The organism is Polaromonas sp. DSP2-3-2b2 (assembly GCF_049895905.1).
GTDB lineage: Bacteria > Pseudomonadota > Gammaproteobacteria > Burkholderiales > Burkholderiaceae_C > Polaromonas.
Genome location: NZ_JAFCTH010000010.1, coordinates 16,834 through 41,280, shown reverse-complemented (window position 1 = coordinate 41,280; position 24,447 = coordinate 16,834). Strand labels below are relative to the sequence as shown.

Annotated in this window: 26 protein-coding genes and 3 pseudogenes; 12 read left to right on the top strand and 17 right to left on the bottom strand. The window is 65.0% G+C overall.

Going from position 1 to position 24,447, the window contains the following annotated elements:
- The first annotated feature begins 145 nt into the window (after nucleotides 1–145).
- Together ACP7AD_RS10465 and ACP7AD_RS10460 are read left to right on the top strand one after the other, a co-directional pair.
- Nucleotides 146–955, top strand: coding sequence for a BON domain-containing protein (locus ACP7AD_RS10465; RefSeq protein ID WP_426146914.1), 810 nt, complete (start codon nucleotides 146–148; stop codon nucleotides 953–955).
- Nucleotides 837–1,373, top strand: a pseudogene (locus tag ACP7AD_RS10460) (helix-turn-helix domain-containing protein); the annotation flags it as partial. The gene ACP7AD_RS10465 and the pseudogene ACP7AD_RS10460, both read left to right, overlap by 119 nt.
- Nucleotides 1,374–1,557: 184 nt before the next feature.
- Here the strand turns inward: ACP7AD_RS10460 and ACP7AD_RS10455 are convergent.
- Together ACP7AD_RS10455 and ACP7AD_RS10450 are read right to left on the bottom strand one after the other, a co-directional pair.
- Nucleotides 1,558–2,370, bottom strand: a pseudogene (locus ACP7AD_RS10455) (RNB domain-containing ribonuclease); the annotation flags it as partial.
- A 73-nt stretch (nucleotides 2,371–2,443) separates the two neighbouring features.
- A complete protein-coding gene (locus tag ACP7AD_RS10450; protein WP_426146912.1) occupies nucleotides 2,444–2,641 on the bottom strand; it encodes a hypothetical protein in 198 nt (65 codons plus the stop codon).
- Nucleotides 2,642–2,928: 287 nt separating this feature from the next.
- Here ACP7AD_RS10450 and ACP7AD_RS10445 point away from each other — a divergent pair, with 287 nt between their 5' ends.
- The 3 genes from ACP7AD_RS10445 to ACP7AD_RS10435 all read left to right on the top strand — a co-directional run bounded on the left by ACP7AD_RS10445 (nucleotide 2,929) and on the right by ACP7AD_RS10435 (nucleotide 4,500).
- The gene (locus tag ACP7AD_RS10445) at nucleotides 2,929–3,348 is read left to right on the top strand and encodes a hypothetical protein (RefSeq protein WP_426146910.1); all 420 of its coding nucleotides are present in this window, start codon (nucleotides 2,929–2,931) and stop codon (nucleotides 3,346–3,348) included.
- A 419-nt stretch (nucleotides 3,349–3,767) separates the two neighbouring features.
- Complete coding sequence (locus ACP7AD_RS10440) at nucleotides 3,768–4,079, top strand: hypothetical protein (RefSeq protein ID WP_426146909.1); 312 nt, start codon at nucleotides 3,768–3,770, stop codon at nucleotides 4,077–4,079.
- 124 nt (nucleotides 4,080–4,203) lie between these two features.
- Nucleotides 4,204–4,500: a PIN domain-containing protein gene (locus ACP7AD_RS10435; protein WP_426146907.1), complete on the top strand. Its 297-nt coding sequence runs from the start codon at nucleotides 4,204–4,206 to the stop codon at nucleotides 4,498–4,500.
- A gap of 1 nt (nucleotide 4,501) precedes the next feature.
- On the opposite strand, the pseudogene ACP7AD_RS10430 reads toward ACP7AD_RS10435, so the two are convergent.
- A pseudogene (locus ACP7AD_RS10430) lies at nucleotides 4,502–5,778 on the bottom strand (amidohydrolase family protein).
- A gap of 121 nt (nucleotides 5,779–5,899) precedes the next feature.
- Between ACP7AD_RS10430 and ACP7AD_RS10425 the strand changes: the two are divergent.
- Nucleotides 5,900–6,130: a hypothetical protein gene (locus ACP7AD_RS10425; protein ID WP_426146906.1), complete on the top strand. Its 231-nt coding sequence runs from the start codon at nucleotides 5,900–5,902 to the stop codon at nucleotides 6,128–6,130.
- Between the two features lie 131 nt (nucleotides 6,131–6,261).
- On the opposite strand, the gene ACP7AD_RS10420 is transcribed toward ACP7AD_RS10425, so the two are convergent.
- Both ACP7AD_RS10420 and ACP7AD_RS10415 read right to left on the bottom strand, forming a co-directional pair.
- On the bottom strand, nucleotides 6,262–7,383 hold the full coding sequence (locus ACP7AD_RS10420) for a DUF3616 domain-containing protein (protein ID WP_426146904.1): 1,122 nt from the start codon (nucleotides 7,381–7,383) through the stop codon (nucleotides 6,262–6,264).
- A gap of 57 nt (nucleotides 7,384–7,440) precedes the next feature.
- Nucleotides 7,441–7,899: a MerR family transcriptional regulator gene (locus ACP7AD_RS10415; protein WP_426146902.1), complete on the bottom strand. Its 459-nt coding sequence runs from the start codon at nucleotides 7,897–7,899 to the stop codon at nucleotides 7,441–7,443.
- Nucleotides 7,900–7,954: 55 nt separating this feature from the next.
- Between ACP7AD_RS10415 and ACP7AD_RS10410 the strand changes: the two genes are divergently transcribed.
- Nucleotides 7,955–10,165 (top strand): heavy metal translocating P-type ATPase, encoded by a 2,211-nt coding sequence (locus ACP7AD_RS10410; RefSeq protein WP_426146900.1) that lies wholly within the window; start codon nucleotides 7,955–7,957, stop codon nucleotides 10,163–10,165.
- A 128-nt stretch (nucleotides 10,166–10,293) separates the two neighbouring features.
- Here ACP7AD_RS10410 and ACP7AD_RS10405 read toward each other — a convergent pair whose 3' ends face one another.
- The 3 genes from ACP7AD_RS10405 to ACP7AD_RS10395 all read right to left on the bottom strand — a co-directional run bounded on the left by ACP7AD_RS10405 (nucleotide 10,294) and on the right by ACP7AD_RS10395 (nucleotide 11,347).
- Nucleotides 10,294–10,599: a hypothetical protein gene (locus ACP7AD_RS10405; RefSeq protein WP_426146898.1), complete on the bottom strand. Its 306-nt coding sequence runs from the start codon at nucleotides 10,597–10,599 to the stop codon at nucleotides 10,294–10,296.
- Between the two features lie 104 nt (nucleotides 10,600–10,703).
- Entirely contained in the window at nucleotides 10,704–11,153 is a 450-nt protein-coding gene (gene aroQ, locus ACP7AD_RS10400) for a type II 3-dehydroquinate dehydratase (RefSeq protein ID WP_426146896.1), read from the bottom strand.
- Nucleotides 11,150–11,347 (bottom strand): hypothetical protein, encoded by a 198-nt coding sequence (locus ACP7AD_RS10395; protein WP_426146894.1) that lies wholly within the window; start codon nucleotides 11,345–11,347, stop codon nucleotides 11,150–11,152. The genes aroQ and ACP7AD_RS10395 overlap by 4 nt, the downstream gene beginning before the upstream one ends.
- 121 nt (nucleotides 11,348–11,468) lie before the next feature.
- On the opposite strand from ACP7AD_RS10395, the gene ACP7AD_RS10390 reads away from it, so the two are divergent.
- Nucleotides 11,469–12,221: a TerC family protein gene (locus ACP7AD_RS10390; RefSeq protein WP_426146892.1), complete on the top strand. Its 753-nt coding sequence runs from the start codon at nucleotides 11,469–11,471 to the stop codon at nucleotides 12,219–12,221.
- Nucleotides 12,222–12,331: 110 nt separating this feature from the next.
- Here ACP7AD_RS10390 and aroE read toward each other — a convergent pair whose 3' ends face one another.
- The 3 genes from aroE to ACP7AD_RS10375 all read right to left on the bottom strand — a co-directional run bounded on the left by aroE (nucleotide 12,332) and on the right by ACP7AD_RS10375 (nucleotide 14,572).
- Nucleotides 12,332–13,159, bottom strand: a complete 828-nt coding sequence (gene aroE, locus ACP7AD_RS10385) for a shikimate dehydrogenase (RefSeq protein WP_426146890.1) — start codon at nucleotides 13,157–13,159, stop codon at nucleotides 12,332–12,334.
- Between the two features lie 151 nt (nucleotides 13,160–13,310).
- Nucleotides 13,311–13,895, bottom strand: coding sequence for a TetR/AcrR family transcriptional regulator (locus ACP7AD_RS10380; protein WP_426146888.1), 585 nt, complete (start codon nucleotides 13,893–13,895; stop codon nucleotides 13,311–13,313).
- Nucleotides 13,892–14,572 (bottom strand): cupin domain-containing protein, encoded by a 681-nt coding sequence (locus ACP7AD_RS10375; RefSeq protein ID WP_426146887.1) that lies wholly within the window; start codon nucleotides 14,570–14,572, stop codon nucleotides 13,892–13,894. Before ACP7AD_RS10375 ends, ACP7AD_RS10380 begins: the two co-directional genes overlap by 4 nt.
- Before the next feature lie 157 nt (nucleotides 14,573–14,729).
- Between ACP7AD_RS10375 and ACP7AD_RS10370 the strand changes: the two genes are divergently transcribed.
- The gene (locus ACP7AD_RS10370) at nucleotides 14,730–15,290 is read left to right on the top strand and encodes a pyridoxamine 5'-phosphate oxidase family protein (protein WP_426146885.1); all 561 of its coding nucleotides are present in this window, start codon (nucleotides 14,730–14,732) and stop codon (nucleotides 15,288–15,290) included.
- 221 nt (nucleotides 15,291–15,511) lie between these two features.
- On the opposite strand, the gene ACP7AD_RS10365 is transcribed toward ACP7AD_RS10370, so the two are convergent.
- The 4 genes from ACP7AD_RS10365 to ACP7AD_RS10350 form a co-directional block, all read right to left on the bottom strand.
- Complete coding sequence (locus tag ACP7AD_RS10365; RefSeq protein WP_426146884.1) at nucleotides 15,512–16,849, bottom strand: ABC1 kinase family protein; 1,338 nt, start codon at nucleotides 16,847–16,849, stop codon at nucleotides 15,512–15,514.
- A 395-nt stretch (nucleotides 16,850–17,244) separates the two neighbouring features.
- Entirely contained in the window at nucleotides 17,245–18,192 is a 948-nt protein-coding gene (locus ACP7AD_RS10360) for a ketopantoate reductase family protein (RefSeq protein ID WP_426146882.1), read from the bottom strand.
- 170 nt (nucleotides 18,193–18,362) lie between these two features.
- Complete coding sequence (locus ACP7AD_RS10355) at nucleotides 18,363–18,785, bottom strand: response regulator (protein WP_426146881.1); 423 nt, start codon at nucleotides 18,783–18,785, stop codon at nucleotides 18,363–18,365.
- A 150-nt stretch (nucleotides 18,786–18,935) separates the two neighbouring features.
- Nucleotides 18,936–20,015, bottom strand: a complete 1,080-nt coding sequence (locus ACP7AD_RS10350; RefSeq protein WP_426147068.1) for a pirin family protein — start codon at nucleotides 20,013–20,015, stop codon at nucleotides 18,936–18,938.
- A gap of 399 nt (nucleotides 20,016–20,414) precedes the next feature.
- On the opposite strand from ACP7AD_RS10350, the gene ACP7AD_RS10345 reads away from it, so the two are divergent.
- Nucleotides 20,415–20,786: a collagen-like protein gene (locus tag ACP7AD_RS10345; RefSeq protein ID WP_426146879.1), complete on the top strand. Its 372-nt coding sequence runs from the start codon at nucleotides 20,415–20,417 to the stop codon at nucleotides 20,784–20,786.
- Nucleotides 20,787–21,133: 347 nt separating this feature from the next.
- Here ACP7AD_RS10345 and ACP7AD_RS10340 read toward each other — a convergent pair whose 3' ends face one another.
- The gene (locus ACP7AD_RS10340) at nucleotides 21,134–22,498 is read right to left on the bottom strand and encodes a leucine-rich repeat-containing protein kinase family protein (RefSeq protein ID WP_426146877.1); all 1,365 of its coding nucleotides are present in this window, start codon (nucleotides 22,496–22,498) and stop codon (nucleotides 21,134–21,136) included.
- A gap of 8 nt (nucleotides 22,499–22,506) precedes the next feature.
- Here ACP7AD_RS10340 and ACP7AD_RS10335 point away from each other — a divergent pair, with 8 nt between their 5' ends.
- Together ACP7AD_RS10335 and ACP7AD_RS10330 are read left to right on the top strand one after the other, a co-directional pair.
- On the top strand, nucleotides 22,507–22,662 hold the full coding sequence (locus ACP7AD_RS10335) for a hypothetical protein (RefSeq protein ID WP_426146875.1): 156 nt from the start codon (nucleotides 22,507–22,509) through the stop codon (nucleotides 22,660–22,662).
- Between the two features lie 58 nt (nucleotides 22,663–22,720).
- Nucleotides 22,721–23,281, top strand: coding sequence for a DUF427 domain-containing protein (locus ACP7AD_RS10330; RefSeq protein WP_426146874.1), 561 nt, complete (start codon nucleotides 22,721–22,723; stop codon nucleotides 23,279–23,281).
- Nucleotides 23,282–23,304: 23 nt separating this feature from the next.
- Here ACP7AD_RS10330 and ACP7AD_RS10325 read toward each other — a convergent pair whose 3' ends face one another.
- The gene (locus ACP7AD_RS10325; RefSeq protein ID WP_426146872.1) at nucleotides 23,305–24,336 is read right to left on the bottom strand and encodes an SDR family oxidoreductase; all 1,032 of its coding nucleotides are present in this window, start codon (nucleotides 24,334–24,336) and stop codon (nucleotides 23,305–23,307) included.
- Between the last annotated feature and the right edge of the window lie 111 nt (nucleotides 24,337–24,447).

Genomic DNA, 24,447 nt, shown 5'->3' with positions numbered 1-24,447 from the left:
AGCAGGATTGAAGCGATACCGAACAACGCGCTGTCGGCCTACACGCATGCTGAAGTTCGTGTTGGTGCCAAGTGCTTTACCGAACAGGCCGGATCGCACGGTGGCGCGCACAGTTGATTTTTCATCAACTCCCTGAAAGCGCGACATGAAAACTGATACCCAGCTGCAAAAAGACGCAATCGCCGAACTGAAGTGGGAGCCGTCGGTTCACGCCGAACACATTGGTGTCGAGGTGGTGGACGGCGTGGTCACGTTGACCGGACATGTGAACACATATGCCGAAAAAATCAACGCCGAGCACGCTGCCGAGCGCGTCGCGGGCGTCAAGGCACTGGCCGTGGAAATGAACGTGAAGCTTACGGGTATCTCCAAGCGCACCGATTCGGATATCGCCCATTCGGTTCAAAACGTGCTGTTGTGGACCACGTTTCTGACCAAGGACACCGTCAAGATCATGGTCGAGGATGGCTGGGTCACGCTGACAGGCGAGGTCGAACGCGCCTTTCAGCGAACCGCAGCTGATAGGGCCTTTCGCTATCTGCTGGGTGTCAAGGGCGTGGCCAACCAGATCACCGTCAAAACCAGCATTGCCTCCAGCACTATCAAGGCCGACATTGAAGCCGCACTGAAGCGCCGCGCTACTGCCGAGTCCGACAAGCTGTCGGTAGCCGTCAGCGGGTCCGAAGTCACGCTCCAAGGCAGCTGCCACACCTGGGCCGAGCGCGAACTGGCCAGCGATGCGTCCTGGAACGCACCCGGGGTGCGTAGCGTAGTGGACAACATCACGATTTCCTACCAGTGTCGCGTCATGAAAGAATTGACGCAGACAATGGGGAATGGAACATTACAAAGTCACCTTGTCAGAGCAGGAAAGAGCCGAGTTGCAGTGCATCGCAGGCAAAGGCACGCATGCAGCGTCCAAAGTCATCAATGCCTTGATACGGCTCAACCGTGACCAAGCCGGGGGGGCGCACCGAGCGGCCCCGCACCTGCGACATCGCGGCCATGCTGTGCGTGAGTGAGCGCAAGGTTGACCGGGTCAAGAAAAAGTTTGTCCAGGAAGGTCTGGACCTGACACTGAACCGTCGGCCCTCGAAGTGTGAGTACGACCTGAAGATCGATGGCCGCCTGGAGGCGCAGCTGCTCGCCCTGAGCTGCTCGGCGCCGCCCGAAGGCTAAGCCCGGTGGTCACTGCGCCTGCTGGCCGACCGGCTGGTCGAGCTGGAATTGGTGGACAGCGTGTCTCATGAGACGGTGCGGCGGACGCTTAAAAAAACGAACTCAAGCCCTGAAGGAAAGTCGGCTGGGTGATTGCCCCGCAGGCCAGTGCCGCATTCGTGGCCGCCATGGAACAGGTGCTGGACATCTACAGTGCAGCAGCCAGGCGCCTGCGGCCTTGAGCACCTGGCGCTCGACCTTGCTGGCGTTGTCTTCCTGCAGCGTGCAGTGCTTGGCGATTTCCGTGAGCTGTTCGGCCGAATAGGGCGGCGCCTCGCCCGCGATGGCAGCTTTCAGCAGGCGCTGGGTCACCAGGTCGGGAAAGCGCCGGTTGGGCGCGGTGGAATGCGCGTAGTCGTTCACCGCGAGCCCGAAGTGCCCCAGTCCGTTGGCACCGTCCGCTGCAGCGGGCGCGGCCGCGTACTCGCCCGAGCCCAGCAGCTTCACCACCGCCAGCGACAAGTCGGCAAACCCGGCCGGGTCGGCCAGGCGGCGCGCGCTCAGGAAGCGGTCCAGCGCCAGCGCATCGGGCGTTGCCGGCAACTGCATGCCGTGGCTTGCTGCCAGCAGGGCGATGCGGTCCCAGCGGCGCGGCGCCTGCAAAAAGCGGCGCAGCGACGGGAAACCCTTATCCACCAGAAAGCGGGCGGTCGCGCCGGTGGCCGCGATCATCAGGTCGGCGATCAGGTCCTTGGCGCGGTTTTTCTGGTCGGGGCGCAGTTCCACCAGCTGCCCATTTTCATCGAACACCGGGCGCGCGGACACCGTGTTGACGTTCAGCGCGCCACGCGTCTGGCGCCATTGCCGCAACTGGCCGGCCAGCGCGTCGTGCAGGCGAAGCTGATCCTCCAGCCCCGGCACGTTGGCGATCTGCGGCGGTGGGGATGCCGTGCCGCCCAGCCACGCCGAAACGCCGTCGTAGGTCAGCTTGGCGCGGTTGAGCACGCATGCCCGGTAAACGCTGGACCTAGAGACCGTGTCGTTGGCCTCGACCTGCATGTCCACCACCACCGCCAGCCGCTCTTGGCCTTCATGCCGCGAGGTCATGTCGGTGGACAGTGCTTCGGGCAGCATCGGGAACACACCGGCCGCCGTGTACACCGACGTGGTGTTGGCGGCCGCATGGTTATCGACCGCGCCGCCGGGCGCCACCTTGGTGTCCACATCGGCCACCGCCACCAGCCAGGCGCGCGCTGCCGGCGGCCAGCGGCTCAGCCACGCTCAGCTAGTCCCGGTCGCGCGTGTCGTCGTTGTCGATGGAAAACCAGGTCAGATGGCGCAGGTCGCGGATGGCGCCGTTTCGTTCGGCAATAGCCTGGCGCGCGTCCTCGGCTTCTTGCAGGGCCTGCGGCGCGAAGGCGGGCAGCAGGCCCCGGGCGCGCATGGCTTCGACGGCGATCTGGTGGAGGTTAATGGGGTTCATGCGGTGCTTGTGGTTGAGTTGGTTCACTTTACCCTCTGGCTGTGTTGATGGGCTTGCGGCGCTGCAGGTTGGGCGGGTGCAGCGTCTGGCAGGTCATTGGCCGTCTGGTTTGAGCCTGGAGCGAACGGTTCCAGACAGACAAGGCTTTGGCACAGTGCGTTGGGTAGCATGTTGCGGTGTTCTCTTTGAACACAGACGTAACATAAACCGCAAGCCTGCGGCTTGATCGGGAACCTACGGGATACTCAATCTGGCCTGCATTTGAAGTTCAGGCATGACCCTGGTGATTGCTGCCAAACAGGCTGTTCGCGTTGAACTTGAGGCTATTTTCCGGCGCGAGGGACGCCAACCCAGGCGACAAGCGGTCCGCAGCGGATCTGGATTTGCTTCAAGACGAAAACCCCAAGGAGATGGCTATGCATGCGGTTGTAAGAACCTACTCGGGTGCTGGCGCAACGCAGCTTTTCGACGTTTTGGAAGCGCAGAAAGCCGACGTAGAAGCTGCCCTGCGCAAAGTGCCTGGCCTCGTCAGCTACACGCTGCTGCGTCAGGGCGAGGGCGGCATGTCGGTGACGGTTTGCACGGACAAGGCGGGCGCGGACGAGAGCTTGAAAGTCGCGCGCGAATGGATCCAGAAAAATGCCTCGACGACCCACGCGAGCCCGCCGGACATCGCGGAAGGTTCGGTCATCGTTCAGATCACCTGAGCACTCTGCGGCCAGGTTTTCGCAGGGGGAACGGCTGGGTCGGATGACGCATGGCCGAAGAGGCAGCCTTTTGGCTGAAAGCCTCTATCAGGGATGTGGCAAGCCATAGCCTCCTGCCTGTCATTTCTGCGCAGGTGGTCTTGTCCAGTGTAGTTGTCAGCCATGCGCGCAGCGGTTGCCTGCGCCGCTTGCGGGCGGTGGTCAGGTCAGCGCCGAGTTTTCGCAGCGCCGCTCTGGCGGCGGGCGGTAGGCGGTAGGGTTTCCAGTGCTGAGGCTACTTGAAAACGGCGAACGCGCCGCCTGTTACCAGGCTGGGCGTTCATTACCTCATCCGGGTATTGACGGCGTCCGCCGCCAGGAATCTAATTTTTTCGGCGGTCCATTCTGACCGTTTACAACCAAGCTCAGGGAGAAAAACGATGTCATCCGTCATCATCCAGTATGTGTTCAAACCCAATCCCGGCGCCGATATGCCGGCCCTCATGGAGTTGACCCGGGAGGCCACGGCCCTGTGGAAAAAGCATGGCGCCGAGGTGAGCCTGTGGGGCGTGCAGGTTGGTGAAATCGGCAACATGGCCTTCACCGCACGCTTTGAATCATCGTCCAAACTCGGCGCCACGCTGGATGCGCTTAACAGTGATCCGGCCTTTGTCGCCTGGCGCGTGAAGAGCAACAAGTCAAACCTGGCCAGCTGGATTCGCAGCAACCAGGCCTACGAAATCCCGCTCTGATCCGACCCGCCACGTCTTCGGGAATGTAAGGGCCGAGCAGCATGGACTGGCCAACGGCCAGCACCGCGACCAGCGAGAACAGCACGCAGCGCACCCAGGTCTTGCGCATCAGGCGCTGCAGCAGATGGATCGGTTTTTCCGACGCGACCAGGATATTTCTAAGGCAGCAGAGATTGAGCAATGGGCCGACTTGGTGGCCGCGTCTTACAACGTGCTGCCGATGGACGCCGCCACCTTTCGCCGCTGGGCCAAGCTCATGCACCGGCGCTCTGACACGCTGTATGAAGACGCGATGATCGCCGCAACCGCCATTCGCCATCAATTGAAGGTGGTGACGCGCAACGTGGCGGACTTTTCTGATTTTGGTGTCGAGCTTTTTAATCCGTTTGAAACAAGCGCTGGCGGAAAAAGCAATCCGTAGCCTATCGGGAAGACATGAAACTGGTGGCTGGCGCACGCTGCGGCAGCAGCAACCGCGCCACCACCTCCGGCGTCTGCGCTACCAGCACGCCCTTGCGCCAGACCTTCAAGCGATTCGCCCTTAGCCGAATCGCCTCCACCGCATCGCGCGCCTGCAGCAGCACGAAGCTCGCGTCGCAGCCCGCCTCAAGTCCGTAGCCCGGCAGGTGCATCACTTTGGCCGCATTCACCGTCACCGCGTCGAAGCAGTCGCGAATGCCTTGCTGGCTGGTCATCTGCGCCACGTGCAGGCCCATGTGCGCGACTTCGAGCATGTCGCCCGAGCCATGCCGTACCACGGGTCCATCACGCAGTCGTGGCCGAAGGCGACATTGACGCCGGCGGCCAGCAGCTCGGGCACGCGCGTCATGCCGCGCCGTTTCGGGTAGCTGTCGTGGCGGCCCTGCAGCGTGATGTTGATCAGCGGGTTGGCGATGACGCTGACGCCGCTTTCGGCGATTAGCGGCAGCAGCTTGCTCACGTAGTAGTTGTCCATCGAATGCATCGACGTGCAGTGCGAGCCGTTGACGCGGCCCTGCAGGCCCAGGCGCTGCGTTTCAAAAGCCAGTGTCTCGATATGGCGCGACAGCGGGTCGTCGCTCTCGTCACAGTGCATGTCCACCGGCAAGCCGCGCTCGGCCGCCAGCTCGCACAGCAACCGCACGCTGGCCGCGCCGTCGGCCATGGTGCGCTCGAAGTGCGGGATGCCGCCGACCACGTCCACGCCCATATCCAGCGCGCGTTTGAGATTCTCCATGCCGCCTTTGGCGCGCAGCACGCCGTTCTGCGGAAAGGCGACCAGCTGCAGTTCGAGGTAGGGTGCGACGCGGCGCTTGACTTCGAGCAGCGCCTCGACCGGCAGCAGGCTGGGGTCGCTGGTGTCGACATGGCTGCGGATCGCCAGCAGGCCCTTGGCGACGGCCCAGTCGCAGTAGGCGAGGGCGCGTTCGATGATGGCGTCGGCTGTCAGCGTGGGTTTGAGTTCGCCCCACACCGCGATGCCTTCAAGCAGCGTGCCGCTTTCGTTGACGCGCGGCAGGCCGTAGCTCAGGGTGGCGTCCATGTGGAAATGGGCATCGACAAACGGCGGGCTCAGCAGGAAGCCCTGCGCGTCGATGACCTCGTGCGCCGGGGCGTTCAGGCCGGGCGAGACCTCGGCGATGCGGCCGTCCTGCACGGCCACTGACATGCCGGTCCGGCCGTCGGGCAGGCTGGCGTTGTTGACGAGCAGATCGAGCATCTTTGGCCTTTTCAAAAAAGGGGTTTGGCAAGGCCCGAGGTTAACCTCGGCCATGGGTTTTCAAGGCGCGGGTCGCTAAACTCTTTCCCGACCCTTTGAATAACCCACCGGACTGACCGCCTTGAATCAACTGACCTTGCACCGCACGAACGACCAGGTGGTTCGCGTCCTCGACCGCCAGGGCCAATGCGTTGGCAACCTCAAGCTGATTGGCGCTGTGTGGAAGTTCAAGGCGCTGGGCCATGACGCGGACGGCCACGTGGTTCCGGGTGGTGGCTCGCTGACCGACCGGCACAACATGACGTTTGCCGTGCTCGATGAAGCGGCGGTCAGCGCTGCATTGCTGGCCTGAAGCGCGTCATCCCCCGCGCTAACGCAGGCCGGATAGCTGAAAAACGATTGAAATATGCCTTTTGCACAATGCCTGCCTGCGCAGATAGCTATTGTTTCAGGAGCAATTGAGCCCCATGCCTGCGGATTCTCTCAGCGCGCCAGCGTGAAGGCCAGCGGCCCGCCGTCGCACAGGCCGTCCGACAGCACCAGCAGCTTGTAGGCCGCTGGCGTTTCTTCCAGTACCGTCATGGCCTCGGGCTTGGTTTCCTTGTCGCACTTGCGCAGCTTGACGCGGCTCAGGTCCAGCGCCGCCAGGATTTTGGGCTGCACCACGCGGCCTTCGGCGCTCTGCCCGTCCCACCACGCCACGACCCAGCCCGCGCCCTGGCTGGCGCGGCTGTCGTCGGGCCCGGCCAGCAGCAAGAACCCGGTCTTGACGGCGACCATGTCGCGAATGCCCCGGTTGGCGCCCAGCGCCAGGCGCGTCACCGTCGCTTTCGGGTCGCGCGCCGCCTGTGCGTCGAACAGCGCATCGGCATCGACCGCCAGTACCAGCGCCGTGTCTTTCAGCACCGGGCCGCGAAAGCCAAAGTACAGCCGCCCGCCTTGCACCGCCAGGCCCTCGATGTTCACGCCTTGCTGGCCAGCCAGCCTGGGCGCTTCATCTGGTGGTTCGGAACCCAGGCATTTGCGCTCGCCCACATGCGGCGCCAGTTCGGGCTGCGCCTGCATGATGGCCCACAGCCGCCCGGTGTCGGCACGTTCTACCAGCGCGCCGCCGGCCCGGGACCGTAAGGCGCGGCCGGTGGCCGGGTCCAGCCGCAAGCGAATCAGATGGCGGCTGCCGGGGTTGCTGGCGCAGTCGCCGCGCTTGGCCGAGTGCGAGCCGGTGACGTAGACATAGCGCCCGTCCGTGGCCGCGCCTTCGGCATCGAGTTCGTCGGCCGTGTCGCGCAGCACCACCGGCTCGGCATCGACGGTCCATGCCTTGTCGCCCACGGAGGCGTAGCGCGCCTGGGCGCCTTCGTCAAAAACCACCAGGCAAACGCGCTCTAGGCGGGCATTGAGGTTGCAGGCGATGCCGCTGACCGACTGGCGGGTCTTTTTGATTTTTTTCTGGCCCAGGTCAAAGTCAAAACCCGCGCCGCTGTCCCACGGGCCGCTGTCGGACTGGATGCGGGGAGGCTGCTGTTGCGCGCCGGCGCCGAAGGTCAGGGCGGACGCCAGCAGCGCCAGTAGAACCAGCCGCCGGGGGAAAAGTGTCGTGTGCATGGCCGCACTGTAGTGGACGCGGGGCGCGGTTTCAAGGCGGCATGCCGGCGCTTGGCATCACACATGGCGATGCGCGCGCGACTTCGCCTCTTCGCGCGGCAACTGTTCGGCCCGGTCGTGCAGCGCCTGCATGATCCGGCATTGCGGCCCGCTGCCGTCGCAGCCCGCGCGCAGGCTGATCAAGTCGTCTTGCAAGGCCTGCAGTTCGGCCAGCCGCTCGGCCACATGCGCGATGTGCGATTCGAGCGCGGCGTTCGCTAGCGCGCAGTCGGCTTTCTGCGCCAGGTCCAGGTGCAGCAGCGTGCGCACTTCATCGAGCGACATGTCCATCGCCCGGCACAGGCGGATGAACCTGAGCTGGTGAATGTCGCCATCGGAGTAGCCCCGGTAGCTGTTGGCCGAGCGCGCGCCGGGTGCGAGCAGGCCTTCCTTTTCGTAAAAACGGATGCTGGCCGGGCTGACACCGCTCAGGGCGGCGGCTTTTCCGATCAGGTGCAAGGGTTTTGACTCAAGCATGGCTTGACCTTCAAGTGGCTTCATGGTTTGTAATGGTGGCACAGGAAACAAAACCATGACCGATTGCTGCTCAAAACCTTCTGGCACCTGCGCCGTTCCCGTGGCGCATGCCGCGCCCCTGCCCTCGGGCGCCACGCGCTTTCGCATTCCGGCAATGGACTGCGCCGTGGAAGAGGCCGACATCCGCCGCGTGCTGGCGCCGGTGAAGGGCATCCGTTCGCTGAACTTCCAGCTGGTGGCGCGAACGCTGGCGATTGACGCGCCGGACGACGCCCTGCAGGCCGCTGTCGTGGCGATTGGCGCGGCGGGCTACAAGATGCAGCCGTTTGCCACGGCCCCGGCGGTTGACGGCGCGGGCGGTGGGCACGATCACGCGCACGACCCTGGCCAGGCAATGCCCGCAGGCCTGCCCCGGCTGATCGCCGCGCTGGTGCTGGCGGGCGTGGCCGAAGCGATCAGCTTTTTTGCACCCGAAGGCCTGCCGTGGATGATCGCCGGCATGGCGGTGGCGCTGGCCGCCATCTACCTGGCGGGGCTGGAGGTTTACCAGAAAGGCCTCAGCGCCCTGTTCAGGCGCCGGCTCAACATCAATGCGTTGATGGCGGTGGCCGTGACCGGCGCCTTCCTGATCGGCCAGTGGCCCGAAGCGGCGATGGTGATGGCGCTGTATTCGCTCGCCGAGCTGATCGAGGCGATGGCGGTGGACCGCGCGCGCCATGCCATCAAGGGCCTGATGGCGCTGGCCCCCGAAGAAGCCGATGTGCGCCAGCCCGGCGGCGGCTGGCAGACCGTGCGGCTCAATGACGTGCCGCTGGGCGCCACCGTGCGCGTAAGGCCCGGCGGGCGCATTCCGCTGGACGGATTGGTCACGGCCGGCGCCAGCGCGGTGAACCAGGCGCCGGTCACCGGCGAAAGCCTGCCGGTGGACAAGGCCGTGGGCGACGGCGTGTTCGGCGGCACCATCAGCCAGACCGGCGAGCTGGAACTGCGGGTGACGGCCGCTGCGCAGGACAGCACGCTGGCGCGCATCATCCATGCCGTCGAACAGGCACAAGGCAAGCGCGCGCCCACGCAGACGCTGATCGACCGCTTCGCCGCCGTCTACACGCCGACCGTGTTCGTCCTGGCGCTGGCGGTTGCCTTGTTCACGCCGCTGCTGCTCGACTGGACCTGGCTGGACGCGCTGTACAAGGCGCTGGTGCTGCTGGTCATCGCCTGCCCGTGCGCGCTGGTGGTGTCCACGCCGGTGACGGTGGTCAGCGGCCTGGCGACGGCAGCGCGGCGCGGCATTTTGATCAAGGGCGGCAGCTACCTGGAAGAGGCCCGCCGTCTGAAGGCCGTGGCGCTCGATAAGACCGGCACGATCACGCAAGGCACGCCGTCGCTGGTCGGCTGGCAGGCCTGGGGCGAGCTTGACCAGGCTGAAGTCCGCCACATCGCCGCCCGCCTGGCGGCCCGCTCCGACCATCCGGTGTCCAGGGCAATTTTTCAGGGGCTGGCCGACAGCCGCAGTGCCGGCGCCGCCGCGGTTGAAGCTTTTGGCGCGCTGGCGGGGCAGGGCATTCAGGGCCGTGTCGATGGCGCCAGCTACGTGCTGGGCAACCACCGGCTGATGGAAGAGCGCCAGCAATGCTCGCCCGCGCTGGAAGCAGCGCTGGCGCTGCATGAAGCGCAGGGCCGGACCGTCACGCTGCTGGCTGGCGCGCAGGGGGTCTTGGGCTTTTTTGCGGTCGCCGACACGATCCGGGACAGCTCGCGCCAGGCGGTGGCCGAATTGAAGGCGCTGGGCGTGGTGCCGGTGATGCTGACCGGCGACAACGCTGCCACCGCCCGGGCCATTGCCGCGCAGGCCGGCATCGACGACGTGCGCGGCAACCTCTTGCCCGAGGACAAGCTGAGCGCCATCCGCCAGCTGCAAAGCCAGTACGGGCCGACCGGCATGGCCGGCGACGGCATCAACGACGCGCCCGCGCTGGCGCAGGCCGACATCGGCTTCGCCATGGGCGGCGCAGGCACCGACATTGCCATCGAGGCGGCCGACGTGGTCATCATGAACGACAGCTTGCCGCGCATTGCCGAAACGGTGCGCCTGTCGCGGCGCACGCACGCCGTGCTGTGGCAGAACATCACGCTGGCGCTGGGCATCAAGGCGGTGTTTTTGGTGCTTGCCGTGTTCGGCAGCGCGAGCATGTGGATGGCGGTGTTCGCCGACATGGGCGCCAGCCTGCTGGTGGTGGCCAACGGCCTGCGGCTGCTGCGCCGCTAGGGCGTCAGACGGATTTTGCTACTTAATCAATAGCTGCTTGTGCATGCTGTGCTTGCGCAAGCAGCCTGTTTGATGCTAAAAAATGTTGCTTTCCGGTTGAAATGAATGCGCGCTCATGCGGATTGGCATCAGTGCAGGCCGTCGGAAAACCTGTTGTCTGGCGCGCTGGCAGCGCTGCAGCGGGCCTGCTCCAGTTCGGCAATCAACTCGTCAACCGCTGCCAGGAAGTCGTCGCGGCTGGCATGCGGAAAATTGCTGACCAGCGCCGATGAATGCCTGGCCAGCTCCTTCGCCTCGGCCTGGCGCGCCCAGCGCCTGACTTCGCAGTAAGTCAGCAAGGCCAGCCGGCCCAGGTCGCCCTTCTTGCGAGCGAAGCGTAGGTCGCCCAAGAGGTCTTCGAGTCCATTTTGAAGGGATAAAGAAGAAGCGTTCATGTTGCAGTGCAGCATGAATCTTTCGCCTTACATGAAACTTGCAGGCCCGCTGGTGGTAGTTGCCCGCCATCGGCAGCAGCGGCGCGCCCTGCGGTTGGAAAGCCTCAGGCCCTGGCGGCGGACTGCACGGCCGACACGGCGGCGCGCAGCGCCAGCAGGTAGCTGTCGGCGCCAAAGCCGCAGATCTGGCCGCGCACGATGTCGGCGAACACCGACACATGGCGAAACGGCTCGCGCGCATGGATGTTGGACATGTGCACCTCAACGATCGGGCACTTCAAAATCGCCAGCGCGTCGCGGATGGCGTAGCTGTAGTGCGTCCAGGCGCCGGCATTGATCAGTACCGCGTCCACGCCTTCGCCATGGGCGCGGTGGATGCGCTCGCACATCTCGCCTTCGATGTTGGTCTGGAAGCATTCGACATCCGTGCCCAGTTCCGTGCCCAGCGCGGCCAATCCAGTATCGATTTCGGCCAGCGTGGTGGTGCCGTACTGCTGGGGGTCGCGCTTGCCGAACATGTTCAGGTTGACGCCGTTGAGCGTGAGGATTTTCATGGGGTTTCCAGATGGGTTGTGACGGGTTGTGACGGATTGACCGGCGCGTGTGCGCCAAGCTTACTTGCGAACCTTGGTCGGCGCGTCCCGTGTTGCATTGCCTTGTCGGTTTCCTGCCCCGCCGACACCGCATGCGTGGCGATCACCGGGCGCAGCTTGGCGATTTCAGCGGCCGGCAGCCCGGTCACCTGCATGCCGGCTCCTGGAGGGCGAAGGGGTAATCCTTGTGTCGACTGTGGATTCATGGGCGGTGCCGTTGACCTGCCCCGAACGAACTGAGTAGACTGGAGGGCTTTACCTTTGCTTGGAACCCCCATGGAATTTCTCTCCGACCCGAACATCTGGATCGCTTTTTTCATGCTCGCGGCGCTTGAAATCGTTCTGGGCATTGACAACATCATCTTCATCAGCATCCTGGTGAGTCGCCTGCCCGCCGAAAAGCGCGACTTGGCGCGGCGCCTCGGGCTGGGCTTTGCGATGTTCTCGCGCATTGCGCTGCTGTTCAGCCTGGCCTGGGTCATGACGCTGACCACGCCGATTTTTACCGTGTTCGCCCAGGAAATCAGCGGACGCGACCTGATCCTGCTCGGCGGCGGGCTGTTTCTGTTGTACAAGGCCTCGCATGAGATTTTCCAGGAGGTCGAGGCGCATGAGTCCGACGAGGTCATCGCCGGGGTCGACAAGGTCAAGGCCGGTGCCACCTTGTTCTGGGGAACGATTGTGCAGATCGGCATCGTGGACATCGTTTTTTCACTCGACTCGGTGATCACCGCCGTCGGCATGGTGGACAACATCAGCGTGATGGTGGCCGCCGTCGTGGCATCGGTCGCGGTCATGATGTTCGCAGCCAAGCCGATTGGTGAGTTCGTGGACGCGCATCCGTCCATCAAGATTTTGGCGCTGGCTTTCCTGACCATGGTCGGCACGCTGCTGGTCGCCGAAGCCTTCGATGTGCATGTGCCCAAGGCCTATGTCTATGTGGCCATGCTGTTTTCCCTGGGCGTTGAGGCGCTCAACATCCGGGCGCGCACCAAGCGCCTTGCCGCCAAGGCCGCAGCCGCAGCCTGAACGCGCCCGGCTTGCCGGGTTTTTGACGCCGGCCCAGGGCGCGCGTACAAGGGGCACGACCCTCTCGACGATGCTTTCGCGCCGTGCCCACGGCCTGCCCGCAGGTTTTCTCAGACCAGCGCAACCGTCAGTTTCTCGATCACCGCGCGGGTGTCGGGCCGCACGCCGCGCCACCACTCAAACGCTTCGGCGGCCTGCTCGGCGAGCATGCCGACGCCATCGGCCAGTTGCCGCACGCCGGCGCTTTGCGCCATGCGCAAAAACGGCGTCAGCCCCTTGCCGTAGGCCAGCTCATAGGCGAGGCAGTCCAGCGCGAACACGCTGGCTGGCACCGGCGGCAACTCGGTTTGCAGGCTGGCCGAGGTGGCATTGAACACCACGTCAAAGGCCTGCCCCGCCAGGTCCGCGTAGCTGCAGCCGCGCACATGGCCGGCGCCCGACGCCTCGGCGATGCGCGCCAGCGCCTGCGCCTTGTCCAGGCTGCGATTGGCAATCACCACTTCGGCGGGTTCCTGCGCCAGCAAAGGCAGCAGCGCGCCCCGGGCCGCGCCGCCCGCGCCCAGCAGCAGCACGCGCTTTCCCTTGAGCGGACAGTTCAGGTTGTGGACCACGTCGCGCACCAGGCCGACCCCGTCAAAGTTTTCGGCCAGCACCCGGTCACCGTCAAACTTCATGGCATTGACTGCGCCGGCCAGCTCGGCGCGCTCCGAGCGTTCCCTTGCATAGGCAAAAGCGTCGAGCTTGAACGGCGCGGTGATGTTCAGGCCCCGCCCGCCAGCAGCGCGGAACGCATCGACCGCACCGGCGAATCCGTCCAGCGGGCTTTCGATGGCGATGTATTCGATGTCCTGGCCGGTGGCCTGCGCGAACATGCCGTGAATCAGCGGCGATTTGCTCTGGTAAATAGGGTTGCCGATCACGGCGTAAAGATCTGTCATGCCTGGGGCTCCGAAGTCAGCACACCGTCCCGCTCCATGGCGTCGATGTCGCTGCCAAATCCTACACGCCCGGCGAGGTGCCGCGGCCGGAAAAACAAAACGGCGGCAGCAGGCCTGTTTTGGCTTGAATTGTTGGTGAAAAGCGCCGGCCTCAGGTCAACACGGCGGAAAGAAAAGTTTGTCCAACGCCGGCGGGACCGCAGGGCGACCGCATGCCACGCCCCACCACCATGGATCCTTCCAGCGCGCACAAGAACGCCTCTGCCAAAGCCTGTGCGGCGCAGTTCGGCGCGATCAGCGCGGCACGCTGGCCATCGGCGATGACCAGGGTCAGCCAGTCGAGACTGACTTGGAAGAACCGCTCGACCTCGCTCGCAACGGCGGGCGGCAGCGCGTCCGACTCGGCGCCCAGCATGCCGCAGACACAAAGGCGTCGGTCCTGGGCAAAGGTGCGCTCAAACAGTGCCGCGTAGGCCATCAGCCTGCCAGGCGCTTTCGCCTGCTGACCATCGATGCCGAGCAATTCCTCACTGAACCGATGCGTGTAGCGCTGCACGACCACTGCCACAAGCTCTTCTTTCCTGGAAAAGTGGTGGTGGATGCTCGGCTTTTTGATACCCACCAATTGCGCCACGTCGTCGTATGAAAAGCCGTTGTAGCCACGCTGCTGCAACAAGCCTTCAGCGACATCCACCACACGCTCGGCGGTCGGCGAGATTTCAGAGAAATGCCTCACGCGAGAGCCGCGCCGGTTGGTGCGACGGGCAAGTGACCGGTTTTGACGAAAATGGTGCAGCCTTCGCCACTGAAGGGGCGGTGCGCACTCAGATGCGGACTGCGTATCCATGTTCCTGCAGGGTAGCGGCCGAACTCATCCTCAAAGACGCCATCGAGCACATAAATTTCCTCACCGCCGTAATGTCGATGGGCATTGAACCGCGTCCCCGGCGCCCAGCGCACCAAAGCGGTGTGCTGGCTACCGAACTCGGAAAGGGGCAGCACCGAAAGACCCGGCACAAGCCCTGCAAACCAGGCAGCCTGGCGCGTATCGACCACGACGCGCTGGCTGTCTGCTGGATCGAGGTGGCGCAGCTTGACGAACAGCGTGCAACCCGCAGCCGAGCTTGGCGCATGCGAAGAACCCGGTGGATTCTTGAGGTAAGTCCCGGGCCCGAAGCTGCCGGATTCGTCGCTGAACACGCCGTCCAGGACCACGATTTCCTCGCCCAGGTCGTGCCGGTGATTTTCAAAAGAGGAGCCCGCCGCGTATCGCACGATCGAGGTGGCGCGCGCCACTTCGCCGCCGTCGCGTTCGATCAGCTGGCGTTGAATGCCGGGCACGGGCGAATCGACCCACTCCAGGCTTGCGGGATTGACGACCACGCGCTGCGAGAAATCCGAATTGAGTTTCATTTTTTTTCCTGATGTGCCGACTAGTTGGTAGGTATGCTACAAATCGTTGTTTTGTTTGTCAAGCGGCTGGCGCCACTTGCCCGGAGCCTGCCTTGCTGTCCAGGCGAGCGAATGCAGCCCACAGCCCGTCAGGAAATTTAAAAAGAGGCAGACCCCCATGCTGAACCCCCATGAAATCCGCCAACGCATATGGACGGAGTTGCAGCGCGCCACGCAAGACCGACACAGCGAGTGGCGAACACCCGTGTTGGCCACGATCGGCCGGCAAGGAGCGCCCGATGCGCGCACCGTGGTGCTGCGCCACGCAGATGCCAAGCTGTCGCGCCTTTACATCTACACCGACAGCCGCAGCCCAAAAGTTGCCGCGCTGGCCGACCAGCCCAGCGCCATGCTGGTGTTCTGGAGCAAGCGCTTGAGCTGGCAGCTTCGGGTGCGGGCGCACATGTCGGTTCAAACTGCCGGGCCGCAGCTTGAGGCGGTATGGGACCGGGTACGCCAGTCCGCTGCCGCTGGCGACTATTTATCAGCCGCTGCGCCAGGCGATGTGCTGCCGGGCGAGCAGGCGGACGAACAGGCGCTGCCAGAAGATCCAACCCGCCCGCACCATTTGGCGATCCTGATCGCTCAGGTGCAGGAAATAGATTGGCTTGAACTCGCCCGCGGCGGCCACCGACGCGCGTTGCTCAGCACAGACACCTGGGAGTGGCGGGTGCCTTGATGCGGCGGCACATGCATCGACCAACGCGTTGCGATGCAAACGGTTTCTCATGACCGCCAGGCCACAAAGTGCCTCTGCCATGTTGACTAAAAAACCTTGCTTTCCAAGGCGCCACGGCTGTCCGATGGAACGCCGTAACGGGCTCTGCCTGCGTCAGGCCACCTTGACGCCTTTCCCGGGGCCGCACCCGGTGGTGTTGAGAGTTGAATCCGGGGGTTGGATCAAAAAGCAGCTTGCACCAGCTCCTGCGCATTGACCCGCGCCTTGAGCCGGGCTGCCAGCAGATACAAGCCGCCTAGCTTGCGGTGCAAAAACAGCGTGTCAATGGGCGGGATGTGCCAAAAATCGCGTTCCAGACCCAGCGCCATGCCCGCCTGGCGCAGCCGCTGCACCATGTCATTGCGGCCAAAGTCAAAGTCGCCCGAATGGCGCAGCGGCTCCAGCGCCATTTGCATCATATCCAGCACGGCGGCCTGGTGTCTGGGCTGGGTGCGCTCGTCAAAGTAACCAATGGCCATGGCGGCTTGCTGCATTGCCTGGCGGTCACCGGCTATGGCGGCGACCATCAGTTGGCCATAAGCCTGGCCAAAACCGGGCGCAAAAGCACGGGTGGCGCCAAAGTCAAGCAGGATCAGTTGCCGGGTCACCGGGTCGTAACGGTAGTTGGCAAAGTTGGGGTCGGTTTGCATCAGCCCAAACTCAAACAACTCCCGAAACAGCAGGTTCACCAGCAGGCGCACGATGCGGTCGCGCTCGGCCTGTGGCGCATGCAGCATGGACTCAATGGGCACACCCCCGACAAACGACATGGCCAGCACCTGCGGGGTGGTCAGGTCGGCGTGCAGGCGGGGCACCACAAACTCGGGCGCATCCAGCAGCAGGTCAGCAAAACGCTGCAAGTGCGCACCCTCGGCCTGGTAGTCGGCTTCTTCGCGCAGTTGGCGCTTGGCCTCCAGCAGCAGCGGCGCAATGTCCAGTGTGCTCGGCAGCAGGCCAGACAAGCGCAACAGCGTGGCCACGTTGTCCACATCGCTGCTGATGCTGGCGCGCACGCCGGGGTACTGGACTTTGATGGCCAGATCGCGCCCGTCGAGCGTTTTGGCGCGGTGCACCTGGCCGATCGAGGCTGCAGCGATGGGCGTGAACTGAAATGGCTCAAAGCGCTGCTGCCATTGGGCGCCCCAGTTGGCCGTGAGCACGGCCTGCACCTGGCGCTGTGGCATGGCGTGGGCATCCGAGCGCAAGCGCGCCAAAATGGCGGCCATTTCCGGCGGCAATAGATCGCCCGCGTCCATCGAGATCAGTTGCCCGACCTTCATGGCCGCGCCCCGCATCTGGGCCAGTTGCTGGGTGATTTTGAGTGCGTTGGCCGGGGTCAGCAGCAGGTCACTGAGGTTGGGCCGCCTGCCTTGCGCAAGCTCCCGTGCACCGGCCAGCAGCATGTTGCCCGCCACACCGGTGGCCATTTGCCCCATGCGCATCAATCGGCTGAGGCGCCCGCTGGGCACGGTGGAACTTAGGACTGGCGGCGGGGTCGTGAAAACGCGTGGGTCACTCATCGCAGGCTCCGGTCAATATGGCGCGCGCTCATGGCGCGTAGTTCGCAGTGGCATCGAAAAACCCGGCAGCACAACTTTCATGGCAATTCCTTGAAAAACGAAGACCCGCATTACAGTAGCGGTCGATGAGGATGAGACTACCGCATGCCAGCCGATGCCCTTGCGCCTTGCCTGATTTACACACCGCTTGTTGGCGCGCAGGCGGCAAGGTTTTTAGCCTGGTACAACAATAGCCGCTGTTTTTACACTGAGCCACGCCATGAAATCCCCCGCCCAGCAGCAACGTTTTATGAAATCAACCCAATGGCTGCGCCCGGTCACGCGTTGGGCCACCCGGTTTTCCCTGAATTCACCCCAATGGTTGCCTGCCGTGGTGCGTAACACGCCCCTGAAACTCACTTCGCTGGTGTTGCGCGGCTACTATTTTGTGCTGCGCTGATGCCCTTGATGCAGGCCACGAGCGTCTGGTTGACCGGCGTCGGCACGCCGACCTTTTCGCCCTGGCGCACCACCGCGCCATTGATGAAATCAATCTCGGTGCTTGATCCTTTTTCCAGGCTTTGCAGCATCGACGGCTTGAATTCAAACGGCAGGCCGGCGCCGGCCATGCGCCAGGCATCGACCGGATCGGCAATGCTCACGGTGATGCCGCTGGCTTTGGCCACCGCCATCGCCTCGCTGACCGCCGCCACGGCGCAGGCCTGCAGCTCGGGCGACTGGTAGAGCAGTCCGTAGGGCAGTCGCGTGATGCCGCTCAATGCGCCGGTCGCCACATTGACCAGCAGCTTGTCCCAGATCACGCCCGCGATGTTGCCGCTGACGCTGGTGTCCAGCCCGGCCGCGTTGAACAGCGAGGCGATGCGCCGCACCCGTTCCGACACGCCGCCGCCCGGCTCGCCGATCAGCGTCAGCTTGTTCAGCGTGCCGGCCAGCACATGGCCGGGCGCCAGCTGGGTGCCGCCGACATAGGTCTTGCCGGCCAGCAGCCGCTCGCGGCCGACGATGCCGGCCAGCAGGTCTTCATGGCCCAGGCCGTTTTGCAGCGACAGCACCACCGTGCCAGGCCCCAGTAGCGACGTGGCGGCCTGCATCGCCTCGGCGGTGTGAAAGGACTTGACCAGCACGATCACCAGCTCTACCCGGCCCACCGGCCCGGCCGTGGTGACCGCGTGCACTGCCACCGTGCGGTCCACGCCGCCAGTGCGCAATGTCAAGCCATGGCGTGTCATCGCCTCGACCTGGTCGGCGTTGCGGTTGATCAGCCAGACCTCATGGCCCGCCTCGGTCAGCACACCGCCGATGGCGCAACCCAGCGCGCCCGCGCCCAAGATTCCAATTTTCACAAGCTGCTCCCGGCAAATAAGTGAAGGGATTCTGGCAGCTGTTCATGCAGAAGCCGTCTGCCTGCCAGCGCGACATCTCTGCCCGCAAGGCGCATGATGGTTTTTGCTCATAAATTCATAGCTGGTTACGCCCGTCACATCTGCGTAAGGGGCATATTTGATGCTGAAAACTAGTTCAGCAGGAAGCCACGGCCCGGCGCGTCAGGCCGGTTTCTGGCCAGCTGGCGAGTCTGCTCGATGCAAAAGTTCAGCAGGCCGTCGAGCTCGGTGGATTTGTCGAACACCGCATCGGCCCCCAGCGCTGCCGAGCGCTTGCGGATTTCCGGCGTGGCGTAGTTGGTCAGGATCACCACCTTCTGGAACGGCGCGCGGTCCTGGCACGCGGCCAGCACCCCCAGGCCGCTTCCCTGCCTTAAAAACAGGTCAACAATGGCCAGGTGCCAGTCCAAATGGCGCACAAGCCACTGGCTGGCTTCGTTCTGGGTTGCCGAATGCGCGGTAATTTCCAGTTGGGCTATTTCGCCAAGGGTTTCGATCAGGTTGCTGCGAACGGTGGGGTTGTCTTCCACCAGGTAGGTCATCAAGGTTTGCATTGAGCACCTGTGTGTTTAGGGGGCAGCGGTTGCGGCCCATCAAGGAAACTCTCTGGCCCATGGAAACACTTTCACGGACAAGTCGCAGCCGTCCAATCGCGCTATCCAGAGTAGGACAGCGCACGGGTCCGGCATGGCCGAAAACCTTTTTCAGTCAGGCGACGACGGTGCCGTGACCGGATCGATGGCAAGCGCTTCAGGCCGCTCCTCGGCGCCGCCCGGGTGCCGCGCGAACCGGTCCGGCGCGCTTCCATGCACCGGCGCAGCGTCGGGCCACGGCCAGCCGCCGAACCGGGTGCGTTGGTAGTCGGCGAATGCCTGGCGGATTTCGGCCTCGGTGTTCATCACAAACGGGCCCTGCTGCGCCACCGGCTCGCCAATCGGCCGGCCCTGGAGCAGCAAAAATTCGGATTCTTCCGGACCATTGACCAGTTCGACGGCGGCATCAGCGCGCAGCTCGATGGCGCTGGCGGAGCGCACCGCCTGGCCGGCCACGCTGATGGACTGGCCTTTGAAGAAATACAGCTGGCGCCGGGTGGATGCGCCCGCGGCGGCGGGCAGCGTCCAGCGCGCGCCGGGCGCCATGCGCAGCGTGCAGATGGCCACGTCGGCGTCAAGCCGCGCGGCCCAGGAATCGGGCGGCGGCGTCAAAGGCGCGTCCACGGCGGCGCTGGGGTCGTTCAGCCGGCCGGTGATGACGGCCACGTCGGTCGTGCGGCCTGCGTCATCGGTGGCGGTGAACTTCGGAATGTCTTGCGCCCAGAACATGGTGAAGTGCGGCGCGGCCATCTTGGCTGCAGCCGGCAGGTTCAGCCAGATCTGGAACAGCTCCAGCGGGTTCGGCCCGTCCTGGTCCAGCAGCGGAAATATTTCGGAATGCACCACGCCCTGGCCGGCCGTGAGCCACTGCACGTCGCCGCGCCCGAAACGCGCCGTTGCGCCGAGTGAATCGCAATGGTCGATCAGGCCCTTGCGCACAATCGTCACGGTTTCAAAACCCCGGTGCGGATGCGCTGGAAAGCCCGGCACCGTGCGGCCGTGGTACATGCTCCAGCCGTCCTGGCGGCTGAAGTCCTGGCCGATGTCGCGCCCGGCCAGCGACGCCGCCGGCCCGTGCTGCGCATTGCCTTGCGGATAAGCGTCGTCGTGGTAGACGCAAAACAGGAAAGGATCGACCGTGGGCCACGGAAAACCCAGCGGCTCGATGCGAAGAACGGGCATGGAAGACATGAGGGGCGCTTTCTTCTCTAAAAAAACAGAGGTAAGGCTGATGCGCGCTGTTTCAAGCGAAAGAGCCAGGCGGCTTCGCTCGGCGGCGATCTGGTCGGGGTGGCAAGGCTGGGCCGACGGGCCGAAGCCCGCGTAGCCTTGCTGGCGCCAGCTTTCGCTGCGCTTGTCGATATCGACCGCGCCTGCGGCGGCGGCCAGGGCAGCGCAGGCTGCGGTGCAACGCCATCCGCCCAAAAGCGACAGCCGCTTGTGAAGCTGTCCTACACGGCAGAGTGAACTTATTCAGTAAATTACCGTTACAGCTTGTCAGTGACTGTTAAATGTCGCGGCAAGATAAAACTGTAAAACGCACACACTGGATTTGATGTGCGGCTTATTCTTCACTTCAAAGGTCTTCTCATGAAACATTCTTTACTGCTTGCCGCTTTGGTTGCGATGCTCGGCCTGACCGCTTGCGAAAAAACCACGGTTGCGCCGCCTGCCGCCGCACCGGTTGTCGTGGTTCCCGGCCCCGCAGGCCCGGCCGGCGCCACGGGCGCTACCGGCTCGACGGGCTCGACCGGTTCAACGGTTGCCGTTCCCGGTCCAACGGGTGCCACCGGCGCCACGGGCGCAACCGGCAATGATGGCGCCACGGGCTCCACCGGTTCGACAGGCTCTACTGGTTCCACCGGCTACACCGGCGCCACGGGCGCAACCGGTGCCGACGGCAGCAAGGGCGACACCGGCAAAACCGGCGGCGACACGCTGGTCATCGTTCCGCAAAAGTAATTTTTTCGCTTTCGCTCCCTAAAAACGCAGGTGGATTTCCACCTGCGTTTTTTTATGGCCGTTTGGAAATGCTAAAAATTCATCAAAACTGCCGTTTGCGCAGGCCCCACCAGCACCAGCAGCTATTGATTCAGGAGTCCTTGCAGTTGCCTGAGCGCTTTAGAGCAGCTTTGCCCTGACCTGAAAAATCACCCGTCATTCCCGCGCAGGCGGGAATCCAGAAGGTACGCCAAGGGCGGTGCGCCGGGCACGCACCGGACTGGATTCCCGCCTGCGCGGGAATGACGGCAGGGTTTGAGCCTTGCGCGCCAGACCTGGTCACGTTTGCAGGTCAGGGCGACACCGCCCTAGCCGGCTGGCTGGCACTGCGTCAGCCGCTGCACGATGTCGGCAAACAAGGGGCGCCGGTCGGTGTCTTCACGGGCGCAGTCGGCCTGCAGGGCGGCCAGCATCGCCAGCGCCGCGTGCGCGCCGGCAGGTGCCGGGCAGCGGGCCAGCAGTTCTTCCAGCAGGCAGGAAAACGCCCGTGTCTCGATGCGCTGCAGGGCCAGCGCCAGCGGCACGTCGTCCGGCGGAAAAAACGAGGCGGCGCCAAAGTCGCCGAGCAGCGCCTGGCCGTCCGCCGTGCACAAAATGTTGTGCGCATACAGGTCGCCATGCAGGATGCCGCGCGCATGCAGCTGGCCGGCCGCTGACGCCACGTCCAGCGCCAGCCGCAGCGCCGCGCCGGGTGTGAAGCGCGTCGCGGCGTCATACACGTCGCGGGTGCACGAGTCCAGACTGGGCGGCGCGGCCAGGTTGCCAAAGCGCGGCGCCACCAGCGCCATCACCAGGCCGTCTCTGCCTGCCGGATGATGGGTGATGCGGCCATGCACCGCAATCAGGCCGGGATGCGCGCCAGCGCCGAGGCAGGCCGCCATTTCATGCCGGGGCAGGCCGTCGCTGGTCAGTGCGCCCTTGAACAGCTTGACGGCCACCGGCAGCGCCGCGCCGCCGCGTTGCCAGAGCGCCTGGCGGATCACGCCCGATGCGCCTTCGCCCAGCAGCGCGCCGGGTTGCAGGCTGTCCCATTCGATGCACGCCAAGGCATCGGTCTGCGCGGCGGCTTCGCCGGCTCTAGACAGCGGGTTGCCGGCAAACGCCAGCCAGGCCAGGCGCGGCAGCGCCAGCAGCCAGCCGGGCAGGGCGGTGAAGCGGTTGGCGGCGATGCGCAGCAGCTCCAGCCGGGTGCAGGCGGCCATTTCCGGCGGCAGGGTGTGCAGCCGGTTGCCGGCGAGCATGAGTTTTTGCAGCCGCGAGCAGCGCCCGAGGGCGGCGGGCAGTGTGTCGATCTGGTTGTCGGTCAGCACCAGCGCGCGCAGGCGCGGCGGCAGCGCGTCGCCCGGCACCCGGCGAATCTGGTTGGCCCGAAAGCCGATCATCTCCAGCTGCGCGCACTGCCCCAGCGCCGCCGGCAGTTCGGTGAACCGGTTGTGCGAGCAAAAAATGATGCGCAGCCGGTGCAGCCGCGCCAGGTCGTTGGGCAAGGCGCTCAGCGCATTGCCCGACAGATCGAGAATTTCCAGCGTGTCGGCCAGTGTGAAGATCTCGGGCGGAAAGGTCTCCAGCCCGCAGGACAGGCTCAGGCGTCGGCTGCCGGCCAGCGCGCCGGCGCGCAGTTGCTCAAGCATGCTCGGGGCGGGAAGGGGCTCGGTGCCGTGCGGTGGTTTCATGCTGCGTATTGGACCCGAAGCCGGGCGCAGGCCATGGGCCGCTGGCTCAGCCGGCACGAAAGCCGCCGCTGCCGCCTGCCAACCGCAACTGGAATTCGGCGCAAACCCGCTATACCCGGGTCGGCATCCGGCTGCTGCTTGAAGCCGACAGCGCCGACCGCTGAGCGCTGGGAAAATAACAGTTTTTGTTCAACGACTTTTCAAGTTTTACAGGAGCACCGCATGAACCGCAGCACTGCCGACCGCCTGGCCCGCGCCACCGCCCTGTGGCAGCACATCGGACGCGAACGCCCGTCTTTTGCGCTGCCCACCGGCCCGGGCCAGGAATCGGTCTGGGACTATCCGCGCCCGCCCCGGCTGGTGCTTGACCACCGGGAAGTGGTCGTGATGGCCGGCGGCCTGGAGATGGCCCGCAGCCGCCGGGCGCTGCGCCTGTTAGAGACCGCCAGCCCGCCGGGCTTTTACCTGCCTGCGCAGGATGTTCGCACCGACTGGCTGGTGCCGGCTTTGGGCAGTTCGCAGTGTGAATGGAAAGGCCAGGCGGCCTACTGGTCGGTGCGGCTGCCCGGCGGCGGCATGCTCGACCGCGTGGCCTGGTCGTATGCGCACCCGCTGGCGCCTTACGAAGCGCTGGCCGGCCATTTCGGCTTTTATCCGCAGCATCTGGACTGCCGGGTGGACGGCCTGCGGGTGCAGCCGCAGCCCGGCGGTTTTTATGCCGGCTGGATCACGCCCGAGGTGGTCGGGCCGTTCAAGGGCGGACCCGGTTCAGGCGGCTGGTGAGCAGCCCTGAGCTTGGCAGCCGGTCAGCGCGCTGACCTGGGCCGTGCGGTAAGCCGTCGCGCGTCCTGCGGCCGGCTCTGGCGCGGGCGCATGGCCCACAGCATGCCCAGCCCGACCGCGCCGGCCAGCGCCACCGCTAGCGCCGGCATGGCGCGCACCGCCAGCGTGCGGTAGCCGCCGTCGATGGTGTGAACGCGTGACGGTTCGAACAAATTGCCGTTGGTGATCGGCGCCGGGTCGGCGCGGCCAAGCGCCCGGTCGGCCAGCCAACGTGCAAGGCGGGCGGTCAGGCCAGGCGCGACGGCATGCGCCAGCCGCCCGGGAATCGCCACGCTGCCAATCGCCGTGACGTCGCGCGGCGCCCGGCTCAGCGCCACCAGGGTATGGGCCACCGTGCGCGGATCGAGCACCGGCGGCGGTGGGTGCAGGCGCTTGCCGGTGTAGTTGGCGCCGTGGAACAGGCCGGGCGTGTCGACAAAGGTCGGATAGACCTCGCAGACATGCACATCGGGCAGGCCGGCCAGTTCGGCCCGCAGCGCCTCGGAAAAGCCGCGCAGCCCGAACTTGCTGGCGGTGTAGGCGGCGGCATAAGGCGCGGGCACCCAGCCGCCTGACGAGATCATGTTGATCAGCGTGCCGCGCCCGCGCTTGCGAAAATGCGGCAGCACCGCATGCGCGCCGTTCATGTGGCCGAGCAGGTTGGTCGCGACCACGCGCTCGTTCGCTTCCATGGGCGTGACGTCGAACGCGCCGACCGCGCCGATGCCGACGTTGTTGATCCAGACGTCGATGCGGCCAAAGCGCTCGATGGCCGCGCTGGCCAGCGCCTGCATGGCGTCGGCGTCGGTCACGTCGGTCGGCACGGCCAGCGCCTGGGCACCCTGCAACACGCATTCGGCCGCCACCTTGTCCAGCGCCTCCGGACCGCGCGCCGCCAGCACCAGCTGCGCTCCCTCGCGCGCGAAGGCCAATGCGGTGGCATGGCCGATGCCGCTGGAAGCGCCGGTCAGGACGACGACGGGCGCCAGAAAGTGGTCGAGGTAGGTGTTGAGCATGGAGCGGGCCTGGAAGTTAAGGGTGGTCGATGTGTTGAATCGTCCGGTGCAAAAACTCGGCTGTCAATCGGCGAAGATGCTAGATGGCATCGGGCGGCGGCCCATCACGCA